The sequence below is a fragment of the Gammaproteobacteria bacterium genome, assembly GCA_013697705.1.
In the GTDB taxonomy this organism is placed as follows: domain Bacteria; phylum Pseudomonadota; class Gammaproteobacteria; order UBA6002; family UBA6002; genus UBA6002.
Genome location: JACCWJ010000025.1, coordinates 229,348 through 246,711 on the forward strand (window position 1 = coordinate 229,348; position 17,364 = coordinate 246,711).

Here is a 17,364-nt window from a genome sequence, read left to right on the forward strand (position 1 = left end):
ATAATTCATCCCCTCTGTAACGGGAGAAGCAATGGATGGCTGAGTCTGATAACAGGCCCCGTGTGAATGCAGAAGATATACAAGGATATTCTTCGTCTTTCACTGGGTACCTACCTAAACAAAATTTTGGGAAATTAATTTCCTATATCTATGATATTGTCTATCAATCGTACCTTCCTTTTTTTCTCAATTATTTAAATAAAAAACTCGATGAGTTTGAAAAGAAAAGTCAGGTAGAAAATCTGCAAAATATCACAAAAGTAACTTCGTTATTACGTGAATGGTTTAAAATCAAAAAAACATTTAAAAAGCACAATATTAAGAATGTGCAACCGGATCTTTATAGTCGTGCTGAGTCGTTGAAAAAAATACTCCTCAAAAACTCACTTCAAAATATGATTGATCTCAACACAGAGCCCCATAAAGTTAATTACCGTAATAGTTATCAGCAATTCAGTTCGCTTATGAAACCCACGAACACCGCTAGATCACAGATTACCTATAATATTCCAACAAGATTACATTGGCGTTCTGCTGAAGCTCAAAACGAAATCAATTTCGTTCCTAAACCTTCAATTATGTCGCGCATTTATCTGCATACATCGTTTCATCACTTATCAAACATACTGTCAACTAAGGTGATCAATAATTTGTTTGACAATGATAAAGTCAAAATTTGTGATGCAGCCTTTGAGACCAATGATGCTGAATTAGTCTGCGGCATTAGTTTAAAATTGACACCGGAAATACTTCCGGAAAAAGGCAAGAACCCTTCCTTCTGGCAACAACTACAGGCTCACACTGTTCCAAGAATGCTCTCCCACTTGCAAGACATGAATTTAAGCGAGCATATTGGGGAGCTATTTTTCAAAACGCCAAGTCATTATGCTGATTTTATGAATCTATTACAGAACAATAAGCAATTTGATCTTCTTAGCCTGGTAAGATCCCTAGATGAAAAACAGCAAATTGTTATTCATCAAAATTCTTCCGAATTAAGGATGATGTAACCTTTAGAGTGCGTGCTGAGTGTCCCGCAACTGAGGTGAAGTAGTATTACAGAAGACGCTGTAAACAAAAAAATGTATCATCAAAATATTCATTTATTAGTTGGTGATGCATGGATTTGTATTCTATAGCAAGTTTCATTTTGACCTTGGCAATTTTTGTTGCCTATATCAATCATCGTTTTATAAAAATGCAAACTACCATTGCTATTATGATGGCATCGATGCTTATTTCATTAGTGCTGATTATATTTACGCATGTGGGTCTCTATTCTTTTCCACAAACTACAATACAACTCATTACCCACATTGATTTTAGTAAGCTGTTAATTAACGGCATGCTCAGCTTTTTATTGTTTGCTGGTGCGCTTACTATCGATATTAAAACCTTACGTTCGCAACGTTGGGAAATATTCATCCTCTCTACTTTTAGCACCATAGCCTCTGCCTTGCTTATAGCCCTAGGGAGTTATTTCTTCTTACCCTTAATTGGCCTGCCACTAGAGTTTATTTATTGCCTGCTCTTTGGTGCATTGATTTCGCCTACCGATCCTATTGCTGTGTTGGCGACCTTTAAGCAAATAAAGGCTCCGAAGATACTCGAGTCGACTGTGGCGGGTGAATCACTTTTTAATGATGGGGTAGGAATCGTCATGTTTTTGGCCCTCTACCATCTCGCTTTTTCCCATCAAGCTGTCACCTTTATGTCTGTAACTATTCTTTTTACCCAGCAAGCCATTGGGGGTGTGATCTATGGCTTGATAATTGGAGTAATAGGAAGTTGGTTAATGAAGTTCACGGATGACCATAAATTAGAAATTCTGTTGACCATTGCCATCGCCACAGGTGGTTACACCTTTGCGCAATCATTAGATATTTCTGGGCCACTTGCCATGGTGGTTGCGGGTATTGTTGTGGGTAATTATGGGCGTAATCATACAATGTCAAAAGCAGCATGTACCATGCTAGATGAATTCTGGGAGCTTATTGATGAGATATTGAATTCGGTACTCTTTTTGCTGGTAGGTTTTGCCTTATTAAATATTATTAAAGGGCAGTCCCATTGGCTTGCAAGTCTTTTAGCGATTCCCTTAGTCTTGTTTGTACGGTACGTAACAGTAGCCATTCCGCTGAGCGTTTTTAAAATAAAAAAAACCTATTGCCCTCACATGATTACCATCTTAGTGTGGGGAGGACTCCGTGGAGGTTTGGCAATGGCACTGGCCCTCACCCTTCCTCTAGGAGATTCCCGCGAGCTATTACTGGTAATGACTTACTCCGTAGTGGCTTTTGCAGTGATAATTCAGGGACTTACAATTAAACCCCTTATTCAGCTCACTAAAAGTTAATTTCTTATTAAATGTCTACAGCTACCTTCACAAATAAATCTAATTAAACTACCTATTTTTGGGGCGCGAATTATACTTAATATAGAAGTTATAGGGGGAAACTATGCGCCCAATATGGAAAGGCCAAATCTCCTTTGGTCTGATAAATATTCCAGTTGAATTATATTCAGCTGCGAAAAAAACAGATCTGCAATTTAAATTACTTGATAGCCGTAATAAAGCAAAGGTTCGCTATGAACGCGTTAATGAAAAAACAGGCAGGGATGTGCCTTGGAGTGAAATTGTAAAAGCGTATGAAGTGGATAAAAAAAATTATGTGATCTTAGAGGAAGAAGATTTTAAAAATGCTGCTATCGAAAATACCCAGACGTTTGAAATAGAAGATTTTATTGATCGTAAATCATTAGATTGCACCTATTTTGAGAAGCCTTATTACTTAGTTCCCACCCAGCGCTCCGAAAAAGGTTATGTATTGCTACGTGAAGTCTTAAAGAAAAAGGAGGAGGTTGCCATTGGTAAGGTAATCATTCGCACGCGTCAATATTTAGCCGCCTTATTACCCCATGACGATGTATTAATGTTAAACATCCTACGTTTTGCTGAAGAACTTCGGGATACTACCGGCTTAAATGTACCAAAGGGTGGTATTAAGGAGTATAAAATTACCGCCAAAGAAGTTGAGATGGCTGAAAAACTTGTGGAATCGATGACGGTGAAATGGAACCCCAAAAAATACCATGATAATTATCGTGATGCGTTAATGGCATGGATTAAGAAGAAAGCAAAACATGGTCACATTCCTATGCCGGCTAAACAGGAAGAGGAAGGTAAAAGTGCAGAAATTGTGGATTTCATGGAATTATTGAAAAAAAGTATCAAGAAAAAAGTTTCTAAGGAGAAAAAAGACGGGGTTAAAACCACGGCTAAACGTAAGGCTCTTAAATAATACTTTAAAGGAGTTCCATCTATGAAAGATGATATGGAACAACAAATTAACGAATTGAAAGAATATTATCTCAATAAGTTGCCAGACAAAATTGAAGCGATTGAGACGGCCTGGCAAGAATATCTTGATGAATCGGTGATCGAGAATTTGCAGGTAATTTATCGCCAATCTCATAATATGAGCGGCTCAGCCGGCCTGTATGGTTATAAAGAAATTGGAGATATTGCTAAAAAAATTGATAAACAATTGCGGCAACTCCCCTCACTTAACACAGAAAATAAAGATAAAGTGAGTGCATTAATTCTTCAGCTGCGTAAAGCCTACCAAAAGCTAAAGTAAGCTGCCTAACGAATAACGTAGCCTGGATGAAGCGATAGCGGAATCCAGGATCCCTGGATTTCATCCAGGCTACATTGTTTGGAGCTATCAGCCCTAAACTTAGTGGGCAACAATTTCTCCTAGGCGTTTAGTCAGCTTCATGTTTTCACTGTAATCCACGGGAAGCACAATTACTGAAGGTCCCGTATTGTCTTTTTTGACTAATTCGAGGGTGGGGATGAAATCTTGGGGTTGTAAAATTCTGCGCGCATTACAACCGAATGATTTTGCCACACTGGCGAGGTCTGGATTGACAAGTTCAACATGCGATACTTGTTGATATAAAACTTCTTGTTTCCATTTAACCAGGCCGTAATAGTCATCTTCCCAAATAATTATAATGATCGGGGTCTGGTATTGAACAGCTGTTACCAATGCCTGGATGCTCATCATAAATCCACCATCCCCACAGACTGCCACGACGGTTTGCTCGGGGTTTAACCATTTAGCGATAATTGCTCCAGGGATGGCGCCCCCCATTGCACAAAATCCATTATAAATAAAACAGGTTTTGGATTTGTAAGCAGGAAATTGGCGGGCGACCCACATTTTGTGAGCGCCCACATCGCTAATAAGTATGTCATCTACCTTTAAGACAGCTCGTAGATCGTGGAGAATACGTTGGGGTTTGAGAGGAAAACAATCACTCGTGCTTTCTAAAGCTAAATCTTGGGTAATTTTCTCGCGCACGCTAGCGAATAAGTTCTCTTGTTTCATTTGACTGGGCGTTAACCGCATATTAAGTTCTTCGAGAATATATTTAATGCTGCCTAAGAGTTGTAAAGTAGGGAGGTATCTTTGATCGATTTCGGCAGGCCCTACATCTATATGGACTATTTTTTTTGATTCACCTGTATTCCAATATTCTGGCAGCCACTCAACTAATCGATAACCAATACAAATCACCAAGTCGGCTTGGTGAAATGCCTCTAAGGCAATATCACGCACCCCTAGCCCCACACAGAAAAGGGATTGTGGATGTTCAGTTGTAAAACTCCCTTTGCCCATGAAAGTGGTGGCCGCATAGATTCTAGTGCGCTCAATGAACTCTGCTAGTTCCTCGTCACATCCTTCTTGGGTGCAGCCGGGTCCAATTAAAATGATGGGTTTTTGAGCGGCTTCTATAAGCTGCAAAGTTTGATCAATACTTTCAATGGAATGACCAAATTTCATGTTAACTTGATCGGAAAATAATACAGTTGAGCTACTCACTTCCATTTTGGCAATGTCTTCAGGAAATTCAATCATCACGGCGCCCGGTTTAGCTTGGGTTGCCAGAGCAAAAGCCTTATAAATTACCTCGGGTATAACCTCTGCTTCTCTTATTGAGGTGGACCATTTAGTGACGGGTTTGTACATTGAAACCGCATCCATATTTTGGTGTGATTCTTTGTGTAATCGGTTAGTGGTTGCTTGTCCTACGATGGCAATGAGGGGAATATTATCCATATTGGCATTCGCGACCCCGGTTATTAAATTGGTGGCGCCCGGTCCTAATGTGCTCAAGCAGACCCCGGGTTTTCCTGTTATACGTCCAAACATGTCTGCCATAAAGGAAGCGGTTTGTTCATGACGGCAGGTTACGAACTGGATGGGGGAGTTTAACAATGCCATCATGAGATCAGCATTTTCCTCTCCCGGCACACCAAAAATAGCGGTGACTCCTTGTGCTTCCAAGCACTTTAAAAATAAGTCAGATGCATTCATTTCCATTCTCTCAACGTGAAATCCTTTTTTAAAAGAATAGTTGATAATTTCGAACTAGTTATGAATTCAGTGACAGTTTTTTAGAATCGACAATTACTTTTGTCGACAGAAGGTTTCTTTGGTGAAGAATAGAAAGATGAGCGCCCCAATTAGATAGAAAACGAGGATTGATAAAGAAAGGTGATAATCTCGTAATGAAAATATCCTTGCCCCATGGTCTAAGGTTCCATCCCAACCAAAATCCAGCATTTTACCAATAAAAGGCTCAGATAATGCTTCACATACAGAATCAAATGTATTCATGAAGCCGAGTACGGTAGCCGCCACCATCAGGGAATTGATTTCTCTTACCATGGAGAAACAGAGAAAAAAACAACTGGCTCCCAATCCAAACACTAATAACAAGATACTAAGCAGTGTTGCATTAGCTTGAGGGAGATAAAGGACCACGCTGAGCGATATTATGGCCAAAGAAGTTCCGATAAACATAAGTGGTTTTCGACGCTGCAGATGATCGGATAACCATCCTGAAATAGGGCAACCAATGGCAAAACCCACAAATATAAAAGAAATAGTTGAGGCTGCTGCTGTAGGTGATAAATGGTAAGCCTGTTTTAAAAAAGAAACTCCCCAGAGGCCGCCAAAGACTGAAATAGGGGCAAAAGCTAAACCACTATAAAAAGATAAAATCCAGGTTTGTTTGCATTTAAGGACAGTCGCTAGTTGTGTTTTTAAGGTCGGTCTGGGCTCGTTTAAATCCTTTCGTTGAAATTTTCGTTCCTTGACTAACAGAAAAAATAAAATAGCGAGCATAAATCCCGGCACTGCAATGTATTTCATGGCAATTTGCCAATCGAAATTTTTAACCAAAATGGATAAAGGCGCCTGACCGCCAATGGCTCCAAACATACCCGCAGTCATGCTGAGACCGGCTAGTAATGCAAATCGTTTCGGAGGAAACCAAATGGTAATGAGTTTGAAACAGGAAACCGCAGCAAATGCCGCTCCCAAACCGATAATGCCTCGAGTGATATAGGCATCAGTAATGGTAATTGCTTCTGAAAACAGGTAGACGCCAATGGCGCTAATAAGAATAGCTGCGGTAGTAATGTATTTTGGGTTGAAACGATCAAGAAGTATGCCGACTGGAATTTGTAAAATAAGATAAGAATAAAAAAAACAAGCAGCTAAATTGCCGAGCTGGGCGCCGGTTGCGTGAAATGATCGCATCAATTCATCGCTCATTACGCTGGGCGAAACCTGAAGTAGATATTTATAAAAGAAAAAAGCGGCTGCTAGAAACCATACTAGCCAAGAATAAAATGAGTCGCTTTTATCTGCTTTCTCTATTTGCATTTGGTTACCTCGTTCGTCCTTCGGACTCCTCCTTAGGCCAACTTCTCTTACCTTTTTTATAAGAGAGCAGGGGTTGTACTTTTGTATTTACCTATTACTGCTCAAAAAAAAACCCCGCAGCTCTGAGGAGGTGCGGGGTTTTTGGTTTGTTGTATTTTTACAACATATGCCCACACCTCGTAGTGGAATTGACCACCACATTTAACATTGCATGGACTTTGTTGATGCTGAAGATCATTTTAGTACCCTGAGTTTAAGCAAAAAATATAACAAGTTAACGACATAGTTACAAGTTCAATTGCCGGGATTGGCTAAACAGTGCAATTCTGCTCTATCTCTACATCTGACGCATTCCTAGAACTTTCGTCTGTTCCCGTTGTAGTCGCAAACAGACCCATATTCTGATACCACTTCCTAGCGGATTGATACAGTGTGTCGGTATGGCTTGAGATTTTTTTTGTTTGCATAGCAAAAACAGTGAGGCCGCCACAGAAACTCGCAAGACAGGTCATAGCAGAATAGGCTATCCCCAGTGGTGAATGAAGCTCTGGAGTTGATTTTAAATTAACTAAAAATGAAGTTAATGATCCCGCAGTCATGGAGTCTACACCCTTTAAATCCAATAATTTTATTAGGTAATCACCTAATAATTTTCCACCTAAGGCAGGCAATACGGGGGATCCAATAACATAAAGCGTGGTGGTGTAAACAATTGTTTTGAGCAAGTAGTAGAGGTTAGAATCCTGCATCAAGCTATTTTCATCCTTCGGCAAAATCTTGGCCAAAATAGCGTCTGTTAATTTGTCGATTAATGCAAAGAAGACAGAGTAGCCGATTCCTCCTAAAAATGAGCTTGCCAGCGATCCTTGTAACGTTTGGGTAAATGCCTGCCATTCCTGTTCATTAGTAATGGTGGATTCAGGTAGTCGCTGATAATTATTATTATCAGTCGCTGTGCCCGTAAGTATTTTTTCATTGATAGCCGTCAACAAGGACAAATTATCATTATTGTGAATGTCACCTCCGAGGGAAAGCGAAACTCCCTTGAGTTGCAGGTTCAGTGCAGATCCTGTCTTAGTGGTAACAGAAGATACGGACTCTCCTGAGAAAACACTCGAATTTTCAGGGCAAATTGCGAGCGGTGTCATGGCATATTGTCCAAAGGGGGCTTGCTGCTCACTGATGATTTGGCAATTAGAGGGAAAAGGATTGCCTCCGTAGCAATTATTGGTCATTACACAAGCATAATCAAAAACACCCGGTTCAAATTGTCCATTGGGGGTTCCAGTGATGGTTTGCCAAATGCCATCATTGTTCATCGTAGCCACATTGTTTCCAGTATAAGAAGACGTAATGCCTAAAGAAATTTTATTATTTGGCACTAGATAATGCTGATAAAGCGATATAGAAGAATTCACCGACTTCGTAAAACCATTGGGGTCATTGGTAGGTAGGTTCATCGGGGATTGATAATCACTGAGGAGAGAGTTGTAATTATAAGCATTAATATTGAATTGGTCGACGTAGCTTACTGCGTCGCGCAACCTATAACCCAAGAGATTAATGTCTGCAGGATTGGAAGGACCGGAAAAACTAAGGTCATATTGCTTACCGCTTTGATTTAACGTCTGACGAATATTTTGGAATAAAAAAACCATATTATTGCCATCTGCCTGCTTAGGGCGCCAATTAATATCCACTCCGGTAAAGTTATATTGTTCCAGGATACCTAGAATATTGTTACTGAAGGCAGTTCTCGCGCTGGGACTTGTGGCTAACGCAGACCAGGCATCAGGCGTGCTACCATTGATAGACAATGAAATCCGCATATAAGGATAGCCTTGTTGTAAGGCCATCAAGCTTGGGAATTGGGCGCTTGCTATAACTTCATTTCCGAGTCCGATGTTCCCATTGGCATCACAAATTAAGGGGGCATAATAAATTTGGTTTAGCTTCCTAGGATTGATGTCAGCAACACTAAATTGTCGTAAATTATCATTTTCATTGTAGCTACCCCCCACTCTAAAATTCGGAAAGGGATTGTTACAAGCATCGCCACTACATTGATTAGTTAAAGGTACTAGATAGGTAGCATCGGGAGTGTTAAGAGTAATATTTTGCGGTAGAGCGCCGATGTTGAGGGAGCCTTTCGCCGTCTCAAAGGAATACCCCAAGGTACCATTACTATTTGCTTTGAGGATGACAGGATGGGCCGGTTCCGTTAGTTTATAGGTAATAAAATTGCCTGACTCGTTAACCGATTGAATTTGAGCGCCTTGGGGAGCTAAATTGCCGTGAGGACGTGTGTTTATCACGGCGTTAGTCGTAAATTCAATACTAATAATTTCAGCATCGCCGTCGCCACTATTACTGATAATGAGACTACCTGCTCCTTTTTCCGGTGCCTTAAATTCAAATGATAAATTGGGTGTGCCAGTCGGGGGAATGGGAATATCAGGCGTAGTTACATCTGGCTGATGATCTGACTTCTTCGTCGTATAATAGACAATTACAGCAGTGGTGGCCGTAACCATGCTCACTGCAAAACAGGTAATAGCTCCTATCTTGACCTTTCTAGAGACCGTGGGTAGGCCGCCTAAAAGTGGTCGATCTTCATTTACATTTAAATTTCCATGTATATTTTCATCTCTATTGAGATAATTAGCATTAAAAATAAGGTGGTAAAAAGCATTCTTAACGTCTTGGGTAGTCTTCATAAATATACCTCATTGTTTTAATGAGACATCATGTCTAATTGAATTAAATATCCTAGATAATAAAACTGATTTATCGCGATTTGAGTGAAGCAAATGTGGGATTGGAAATGGTCATGGAATAATAGATCTTGGCGACCCATAAGGTGACTAGGGTTCCCAATAAAGCACCAAATATAACGTCACTTAGGTAGTGAAATTCTAATGCTAATCGACTTAAACAAACTAATAAACCAACTAAAATAAACACGGGCGTCAAACGTTTCCACACTAAGGAACAGCCTGTGACTAAAACGAACATACGTGTGGTATGCCCAGAGGGGGTGGAATTCATCAGAAATTGATGGCTCAAATAATGAAATCCATACAGTCCTTCTTGAAATAATAATTCCGGCCTATAACGACCTAGTAAAAACTTTAAAGAGGTTTCTAAAAAGATGGCGGCAAGCATAGCTATTGCAATGAATAACAAATTATTTGCCAGCTTACTTTGAGGATCTCGAAAAAGGATCGTAATAGAAATAAGAAAGCTGAGGACGGTAAACAAAACTGCAAAGCGGGGATCTCCAAGAAGGGTCACCGACTGATAAAAAGAAAAGGCAGTTCCGTTGTGCGCCAGATGATGAAAAGCATAAGCGAGAGGCTGATCAAAAAAGTTGAAGGACAACCAATAGAAGCCGCCACCCAATAGGAGTGCTGTTAAAGAAGTTTTATTCAACCTACTCATAGGCCTACCAGGTAATCTTGTCACTTAACTGGGCACCGGGAATTAAAATTAAAATAGTGGGTCATATTAACAGGATATATTGCCCCTGACAATAAAGTTAGTGGGCAGCAGCAGCCCTAGTCCCGACAGGTCAAGATTTGTTAGGCTTGCGTCTTTGTACATCCCATTTAATTTTTTTTGAATTAGCGTTTTCATCTTTGTTGGTTTTTTGTGCAGTTTGAGGAGCATCTATATCCACTAAAATATTGCCAATAATTTGGTATTGACTAGCCTGTTTGGTGAGGCCGAGAGGTACGCCCAGTCCCACTGCGACATTTTTAGCAGCTTGGATATAAATACCTGGCGTCAGGTAAGCTTCATTATCATCCCCATTATTGTTCCAAGTATTGTTAAACAATGTATATTCTAAGCTAAGGTTTACTTTTTCGCTTCGTTCCGCGATTCCAAATCCTAAGATTAAAGTGTGAGCAGCCCGATCGTCATCTTCTGGGGAGGAGTGTTTCTTTAATCGTTGTACTAAGCTGATACCCGTTTGTGAAAAAAGCTCAGTGCGCCACCCCCCATGAATAAAGTCTTTGGCAAATACGACATAAGGTTCATAACGAAAAAAGCCATCAGTAAGATTTTTATTAATATCGCCCGTAGGAATATGAAAATTGATCAGAACAGCAGCGCTAAAGGTTGATTTATTGATATACATCCAACTGTATTGAGATCCAAAATCACAATCCCCCAAGCCAGATGTACGCTGATTCTCTTCCAGCGCAGGCGGGATTTCTTTTTTGCCTCTTCTACCACTCAAGGAAACAGTGCCCCCCTGTTGGGAAAGAATGATGTAGGGCGTAAAGTTAAAATAAACAAACCAACTGTCTGTTACCCCATATGAAATCTGGGGATAGAGAAAAAGCAACCAGTCATCTGCATCCCGAATGTATTGGGGTTGAATAATAGTCTCATAGCTATCTTTAGCTAAGGGGAAAACAGAATAACTTAAAAAATAAGGTAGCCAATTATCTTCTGGTTGAACTGATTTTTCTTCATCAGCATAGCTGGGACACCAGCAGAGTAATATTAGCAGTACCGCTAAGAAGTTCTTCATCACATCCTGTAATAAGTTTATTAGTTTGTTTTGCTGTAACTATTCAGCGCAAAACTGAACGTTCGAGCAAAATTCAATTAGTACTGAATAGTTACGTTTTGCTATGATTTATGTTTGTTAACAGAAGTATGTGGCTGACATGCCTGCTAATAAACCAAATAAATGTCCTTCCCATGATACCTTCTCTTCATTAGGAAAAATGCTTAATAATAATCCGCCAAAGTAATATACACACACGAGCGCTAAGATAGCCGTAAGTATGGAAGGATTTTTATAAGCATACACTAATAAATAACCCCAATAACCCATCACCAAGTCACTCGCTCCAATATGAATTGCCCTGCGACCCAATAACCAAATAGCTCCCCCACTTAATAATACAATGGAGGCGGTGACGCAAATAAAATGTGTCAGCCCACCCGTCAAGATAAAAGTAAGTAAAACAAAGAGGGGAATCGAATTAAAAAATAAGTGATTGAATCCGCCATGAAGAAAAGGGTGTAATGGAATGCCTATTAAACCGAATAGATGGCGTGGGTATATACCAAGCAAATTAAGTCGATAGCCGATTAGCCAATTTACGAAAAGAATCGCCCATAGCATACCCACCAACATGAGCGCCATAGGGATATTCTCTTTAACAAGGTTAATTGCAGCCTGCAATTGAGCGAGAAAATTTTCCAACGAGTCACCTTAAGAGGTAATTTATTAATCTCTATTTTCTCTTTTCCAATTGGGAATGACAAATGATACCTCTGCTTATCAGGCCATTCCTTTTGGGCTGACAAGCAGAGTGTCTCATTTGAGGCCTCTCGTTTTCAGAATTGACTTTAAACTACCATTTTCTATAGCCGGTGGCTCCATAATAACCGCCCACACCTGAGGCGGCAGCGCCAAATAAAAATACAAAGAATGTTGCTAGCGCGGTAACTCCTGCACTGTTGGCTACATTTTCTGTTGATTTGCTAGGCGTGAGTGCTTTATCTCTATCAGAAGCAGCTTGTTGGGTAATGTGCTGAACTGCATTCCCTGCCTGTTGAGAACTACTTACCACGCCGCTAATGACACTGGTAGCCAGTACAAGGCCAATAACTAAAGCTAAACTCCATGCTAAAAATCCATGCAACACACCCGAAACGGGGTCCGCATTCAATCTCCTTGCGAGCCTGCCTGCTACAAAACCAGCTACAAACATGGTTACAATACCTGTAAGTATCAGCCATAACATAGCGCCAATACCTAATGCAAGCATACCGGTAGAGCTTGTGGTAAAGGCTGATAAGCCCAAACCTGCATTTAGGGTGTGAATTAAAAAGCTTAGTGATAAGGCGACTAATGCGCCGGCTATTATGGCTTGCCAAGACAATTCCCGAGATTGAAGATTTGTGTTAGTGACATCTTTTGGAAGTGGCGTCATTGAATTATCCCCCCTTCATTTATATATTAAATAATAGTATATCCCATGGTAAATATATAAGTATTTGATGCATATGTAGATTCTGTCTCGAAAGAACGGTTTGTTGTTCTGTATACTTTAGAATTGTGTGTATAATTTGTACATCTTACCCGATGGAGAGAATATGGAAATAAGTGACGAACTCTCTGGAGAGTTAAATCCAATTAGTGATGGGGCAAAAAGCACAAAATTCCCTCCTGCGCTGCAAAAAATCTATGAACAATTAATCAACCCAGACAAACCTGATAGCAATCGGTTTCGTGATGAATTAAAAAAAATATGCTCTATAATGCGCCCACATTTTGGCAAGAGACCTCTATTTGACTCTTGGCTGCCGGCATGGAACAAGCGACGGAAACAATTTACTATTTTGGAGTCAGCCATAGAGGTGGCTGAGACTTCCGGTAAAGATTTACTGTTGCTGTTACTATGCCGCCAAATTGCCAGCGAAAATACTAGCTGGTTTTCTCAATTGAACTCCTGGAATGCACTGCCCCGAAAAATAAAATTTTGTTTACAAAAGTATTTTTTCGAAGAAAGCTTGGCGATAGATATTTTCCCCTTTGAAAATAATGATTTTACTGCACAGAAATATATGGAACTCCTCTGTACCTACACAACAGTTCATCAACAAATGGTTGAGTTACAAGAAGAGTTGCAGCGGAGCACAAATTTAGCAGTTTTTGAAGAAAAAATAAATGACTATGAAGCGCTCTGTGGCATAAAAGATGGATTTATCAGCGCGCTTAAGAGTGAAGTGCAAGAATTGCAATCCTCTATACAGGATCAACAAATTAAAATTGAAGCGTTTAAAGTTTATGCAAAGCAAAATCAAGAACTAGAAAAAAAATTAGAGAAGTTGGTTACCAAAATTAATAAGAGTATTGCAGCCAAAACAATGGTGCTTGCTAGAAATCAACATCTCGAATTACAGGTAGAGCAACTTACTCAAGAAAACCAGCAGTTATCTACGCTGTCTCAAAATAGAAAAAAAATTATCACTTTGGAACAACGTTGTGAACAACTCGATGGTCATAACCATGAGCTAATTGCGGAAAACACCAAGCTGAAAGCACAAATATCTCGTCTACACCATGAGGGTGAAAAGAAGGAAGGACAAAAGAAAGTGGTATGGAAAAAACCAAGCAGTCGAGAAGATTTGTTGTGCAGATATGCTGAGACTCTAGCGACTTGTAGCGCCGCAGCTGATCAAAGCAATCGTGCTATTGACAAGTTATCAGCCGAGGCATTAATTATTCTGAGAGAATTAGATGAGGAGATTCATGCACTTATGGCGGGTGCCTCTGGTCCCAGATTCTTTTCTAGCAAATATTAAAATCATTACCTTGTTGATTACTGTTTGCTGCAGCATTAGCCAAACCGACAATATCTAATTGCTGTATTTTATATAGATCGTCTAGGCTATTCAAAACAAAATAGCGATTTTGAATAATGTCGTATCGATAAGGGGTCTCGAGCACTTTACCAATATCAAAAGCTTCTCGCTGAGGTTCGTTACTTTCTAAGGCATATACGGTCTCCTCCAGAGAAGATAAGATTCCCCCTCCGTAAATCCGTAATTGTTCATTAGAAGATCGGACCAAACCGAATTCGATGGTGAACCAAAAAATACGCCCCAGAAGTGATTGCGCTTTTTCGTTGGTTTGTAATGCCAATTTACCATACCACTCCACAAAATCAGCATAAGCGGGGTTAGTTAACAAGGGACAATGTCCGAAAAACTCGTGAAAAATGTCGGGCTCTTTTAAATAATCAAGTTCTTCACGTGTGCGAATAAAAGTGGCGGCAGGAAATTGTTTGTTGGCCAGCAAATTAAAAAATTCTTTCAATGAAATCAGTGCAGAAACTGGTTTAACGGACCAGCCAGTCGCTTCCTGTAGTTTTTGAGTGACTTCGTAACATTGGGGAACTTTATTATGAGGCAATGCTAGTTTTTGAAGCCCAGCAATGAATTCCTTGCAAGCCCGGTGCTCTACAACCTTTATTTGGCGCTCCATCAAAATCTGCCATGTCTCATTTTCTTCATCGGTGTATGAAACGTGGCCTGACGCATCAGGTGTTTTAGCTTTGTAGTTAGACATGGCTTACCTTAATTATTATTAGCTAGAAACATTATCAAAGCTTCTCGACCTAAGCAAGTTAGGGTTTAATCCTTTTAAAAATTAAATTCAAATTATACTAGCACTATAGATAAACCCAGAAAGTATTACGGAATACTTAGAGTAGATTTATCTGATCAATGGAGTGAATATAATTTCTTTTTTGCTGATCGGTAAGAAAAGCGGCGGTAAAACTGTTTTTAGCTAATCTAATCAATTCGCTATTATTTAAGTGCAGTTTATCTTGTACATCTCGATAATTGTCGCTTATATAACCATTAAAATATGCAGGGTCATCCGAGTTTACCGTCACGCATAGATTTTGCGCTAGCATTAGCTTTAAGGGGTGTTTTTCCAATGAGACCACCGCTTTTAGCATCACATTTGACAGCGGACAAACTGTGAGTGGTATTTGTCGGTTTACCAGTAATGAGACTAAGGCGGGATCTTCCATGCAGCGAATTCCATGATCTATACGCTCAACATCTAAAATATTGAGTGCTTCCCAGATATACTCAACGGGACCTTCCTCCCCTGCATGTGCTACACGTCTGAATCCTAGTTCTTTCGCTTTTTTAAAAATGTTTTTGAACTTTGATGGAGGGTTGCCTACTTCCGCTGAATCAAGGCCGATACCGACAATTTTTTTCTGGTAATCGAGTGCTTTCTCTAAAATAGCAAAGGTGTTAGCTTCTGGTAAATCTCTTAAAAAACATAAGAGTAAATGAGAAGTGATATCCAGCTCTTGCTCAGCTTTATCAAGTGCTTTAATTATACCTTTGACAACTGTGTCAAATGAAATATTTCGGGCGAGATGTGTTTGAGGATCAAAAAAAAGTTCAACATGTTTTACATTCTGTTTGGCCATTTTGGATAAATAGGCCCAGGTCAAATCAAAAAAATCTTCTTCATTAACCAACACTTGGGTGCCTTGGTAATAGACATCTAGAAATGATTGTAAATTAGAAAATTGATAGGCCTTTTTAAGGGTCTGCACATTAGCGTAGGGAAGTTTTATCTTATTTCTTTGCGCTAATTTAAACATTAATTCGGGTTCAAGGGTACCTTCAATGTGGATATGCAATTCGGCCTTGGGCAAAAGGCAGATAAGATCTTCCATTTTCTATCCTTATTGTATTGAACCTATGAATTAACTTTAGCATACCTCGAATAGGTTTCCTTATTTTCAAAATCAGCATAAAATAGCTCGGTATTTAACAATACGCATAACATATTTTATTGTGAGATCATAATTATGAAAAAAATGATTAAAATGTTATGGATGACGATAATAATAGGATGTTCGACCTCCGCTTTAGCTTCAAATCAAGATATGGGTACGGTAATAGGTGGCATTGCCGGTGGCATTCTAGGTAATAATATTGGTCATGGTTCTGGTCGGACGGTAGCCACTATTGGGGGAGCTGTAGTAGGTAGCTTGGTAGGTAACCAAATGGGGAATACTGCCGATGCGGCCGAACATTACAGACACACACATTGCTACCCTCATAGCGAATGGAATTCTTATCAGCGACCTTGTCATTATTATCCCCCCCGATATCCAGATACCTTTATCAGCAGAGATGGCAGATTATGCCGTCACAGTTTGCTGACTAGTCCTTATGGAGATCGAATCTACGCAACTTTTTGTTGTTATCGAATGTCACCCAATGGCTTTTGTGCAAGGTGGGTGAGTATCAACTAAATTAAAAGGGGGGAGGTGAGTGGTCTAACTCTCCCTATTTCTTGTTTAAACTTCCTTTTATTTTTTATACGCTATAATAATTAAACCGTTTTAACTTTAAAGGTAAAAGGAGGTTTTATATATGGCAAGTTCAACAGGTGCCCAAATAAAAAATTTGAGAGATTCTTCGCATAATCAAGGCAAAGAAAATCATTTTCTAAAATCTAGTTCTAATTCAGAACTTTCAAGTGACAAAAAAAGTGGACGCAAAAATAGTCCTTATGAATTGACACAACGTTATGAAAGATATTCAAAATATTGGTCAATTCTTTCTAATGTTGCGGCAATTGTTGCTGTTACAAGCGTTGTTTTTAACATCATGAAAAAACGCAGCCGTTGGTTGTAATTTTTTTTGTTAATGTTTCAAGCTTCGGCTTGAAACATTAACAATATTTTTCATTCCCTCTTAAAAAATTTATTTTTTGAAATAGACAAAAATCAAAAATAGCTATTTGATAGTGAGCTTGAGCTTGAGCTTGAGCTTGAGCTTTGAGTAGAGTCTGCCGCTCTTGCTCATAGTCAAGTCACTCCATGGCTTCTGATCAACTCTGTCCCGGGATCGCGTGACTGCCCTCAACGTCGTTCCACACATTACCTTGCACCTCGTTGTGTGCGCACTCTTCTCCAGCGTGCAGCCACCTACCCCTCCTACGTTGTCCCGCGATATCAGCTCAACTCGTGCCACGACATCACCCCCCTACGTCGTCCCGCGACTTGATCGCGGGATCCAGCATCGGAACCTGGATCCCGCGATCAAGTCG

The 17,364-nt window shown here is 39.8% G+C and carries 16 protein-coding genes; 7 read left to right on the forward strand and 9 right to left on the reverse strand.

The features are described from left to right. Positions 1-35 precede the first annotated feature (35 nt). The 4 genes from H0U71_06360 to H0U71_06375 all read left to right on the forward strand — a co-directional run bounded on the left by H0U71_06360 (position 36) and on the right by H0U71_06375 (position 3,641). Complete coding sequence (locus H0U71_06360) at positions 36-1,010, forward strand: hypothetical protein (protein ID MBA2654671.1); 975 nt, start codon at positions 36-38, stop codon at positions 1,008-1,010. 110 nt (positions 1,011-1,120) lie between these two features. Next, positions 1,121-2,356: a sodium:proton antiporter gene (locus H0U71_06365; protein ID MBA2654672.1), complete on the forward strand. Its 1,236-nt coding sequence runs from the start codon at positions 1,121-1,123 to the stop codon at positions 2,354-2,356. A 103-nt stretch (positions 2,357-2,459) separates the two neighbouring features. Continuing rightward, the gene (locus H0U71_06370) at positions 2,460-3,302 is read left to right on the forward strand and encodes a Ku protein (protein ID MBA2654673.1); all 843 of its coding nucleotides are present in this window, start codon (positions 2,460-2,462) and stop codon (positions 3,300-3,302) included. 21 nt (positions 3,303-3,323) lie between these two features. Beyond that, positions 3,324-3,641: an Hpt domain-containing protein gene (locus tag H0U71_06375; protein ID MBA2654674.1), complete on the forward strand. Its 318-nt coding sequence runs from the start codon at positions 3,324-3,326 to the stop codon at positions 3,639-3,641. Between the two features lie 99 nt (positions 3,642-3,740). Here the strand turns inward: H0U71_06375 and H0U71_06380 are convergent, their stop codons facing one another. The 7 genes from H0U71_06380 to H0U71_06410 all read right to left on the reverse strand — a co-directional run bounded on the left by H0U71_06380 (position 3,741) and on the right by H0U71_06410 (position 12,700). Next, positions 3,741-5,387: an acetolactate synthase large subunit gene (locus H0U71_06380; GenBank protein ID MBA2654675.1), complete on the reverse strand. Its 1,647-nt coding sequence runs from the start codon at positions 5,385-5,387 to the stop codon at positions 3,741-3,743. 93 nt (positions 5,388-5,480) lie between these two features. Beyond that, positions 5,481-6,743, reverse strand: a complete 1,263-nt coding sequence (locus tag H0U71_06385) for an MFS transporter (GenBank protein ID MBA2654676.1) — start codon at positions 6,741-6,743, stop codon at positions 5,481-5,483. Between the two features lie 311 nt (positions 6,744-7,054). Then, complete coding sequence (locus H0U71_06390; GenBank protein MBA2654677.1) at positions 7,055-9,460, reverse strand: glycoside hydrolase family 18 protein; 2,406 nt, start codon at positions 9,458-9,460, stop codon at positions 7,055-7,057. Positions 9,461-9,530: 70 nt separating this feature from the next. Continuing rightward, the gene (locus H0U71_06395) at positions 9,531-10,184 is read right to left on the reverse strand and encodes a phosphatase PAP2 family protein (GenBank protein ID MBA2654678.1); all 654 of its coding nucleotides are present in this window, start codon (positions 10,182-10,184) and stop codon (positions 9,531-9,533) included. A gap of 130 nt (positions 10,185-10,314) precedes the next feature. Then, the gene (locus H0U71_06400; protein ID MBA2654679.1) at positions 10,315-11,283 is read right to left on the reverse strand and encodes a transporter; all 969 of its coding nucleotides are present in this window, start codon (positions 11,281-11,283) and stop codon (positions 10,315-10,317) included. Positions 11,284-11,400: 117 nt separating this feature from the next. Beyond that, the gene (locus H0U71_06405; GenBank protein MBA2654680.1) at positions 11,401-11,907 is read right to left on the reverse strand and encodes a rhomboid family intramembrane serine protease; all 507 of its coding nucleotides are present in this window, start codon (positions 11,905-11,907) and stop codon (positions 11,401-11,403) included. A 211-nt stretch (positions 11,908-12,118) separates the two neighbouring features. Further along, positions 12,119-12,700 carry a hypothetical protein gene (locus tag H0U71_06410; GenBank protein MBA2654681.1) on the reverse strand — a complete coding sequence of 194 codons (582 nt, stop codon included), beginning with the start codon at positions 12,698-12,700 and terminating at the stop codon, positions 12,119-12,121. A gap of 163 nt (positions 12,701-12,863) precedes the next feature. Between H0U71_06410 and H0U71_06415 the strand changes: the two genes are divergently transcribed. Next, entirely contained in the window at positions 12,864-14,075 is a 1,212-nt protein-coding gene (locus tag H0U71_06415; GenBank protein MBA2654682.1) for a hypothetical protein, read from the forward strand. On the opposite strand, the gene phhA is transcribed toward H0U71_06415, so the two are convergent. Then, positions 14,062-14,841 carry a phenylalanine 4-monooxygenase gene (gene phhA, locus H0U71_06420; GenBank protein ID MBA2654683.1) on the reverse strand — a complete coding sequence of 260 codons (780 nt, stop codon included), beginning with the start codon at positions 14,839-14,841 and terminating at the stop codon, positions 14,062-14,064. The genes H0U71_06415 and phhA overlap by 14 nt on opposite strands. A gap of 136 nt (positions 14,842-14,977) precedes the next feature. Further along, a complete protein-coding gene (locus H0U71_06425; GenBank protein ID MBA2654684.1) occupies positions 14,978-15,979 on the reverse strand; it encodes an adenosine deaminase in 1,002 nt (333 codons plus the stop codon). 135 nt (positions 15,980-16,114) lie between these two features. Here H0U71_06425 and H0U71_06430 point away from each other — a divergent pair, with 135 nt between their 5' ends. Both H0U71_06430 and H0U71_06435 read left to right on the forward strand, forming a co-directional pair. Next, complete coding sequence (locus H0U71_06430) at positions 16,115-16,564, forward strand: glycine zipper 2TM domain-containing protein (GenBank protein MBA2654685.1); 450 nt, start codon at positions 16,115-16,117, stop codon at positions 16,562-16,564. Positions 16,565-16,685: 121 nt separating this feature from the next. Beyond that, on the forward strand, positions 16,686-16,949 hold the full coding sequence (locus tag H0U71_06435; protein MBA2654686.1) for a hypothetical protein: 264 nt from the start codon (positions 16,686-16,688) through the stop codon (positions 16,947-16,949). Positions 16,950-17,364 lie beyond the last annotated feature (415 nt).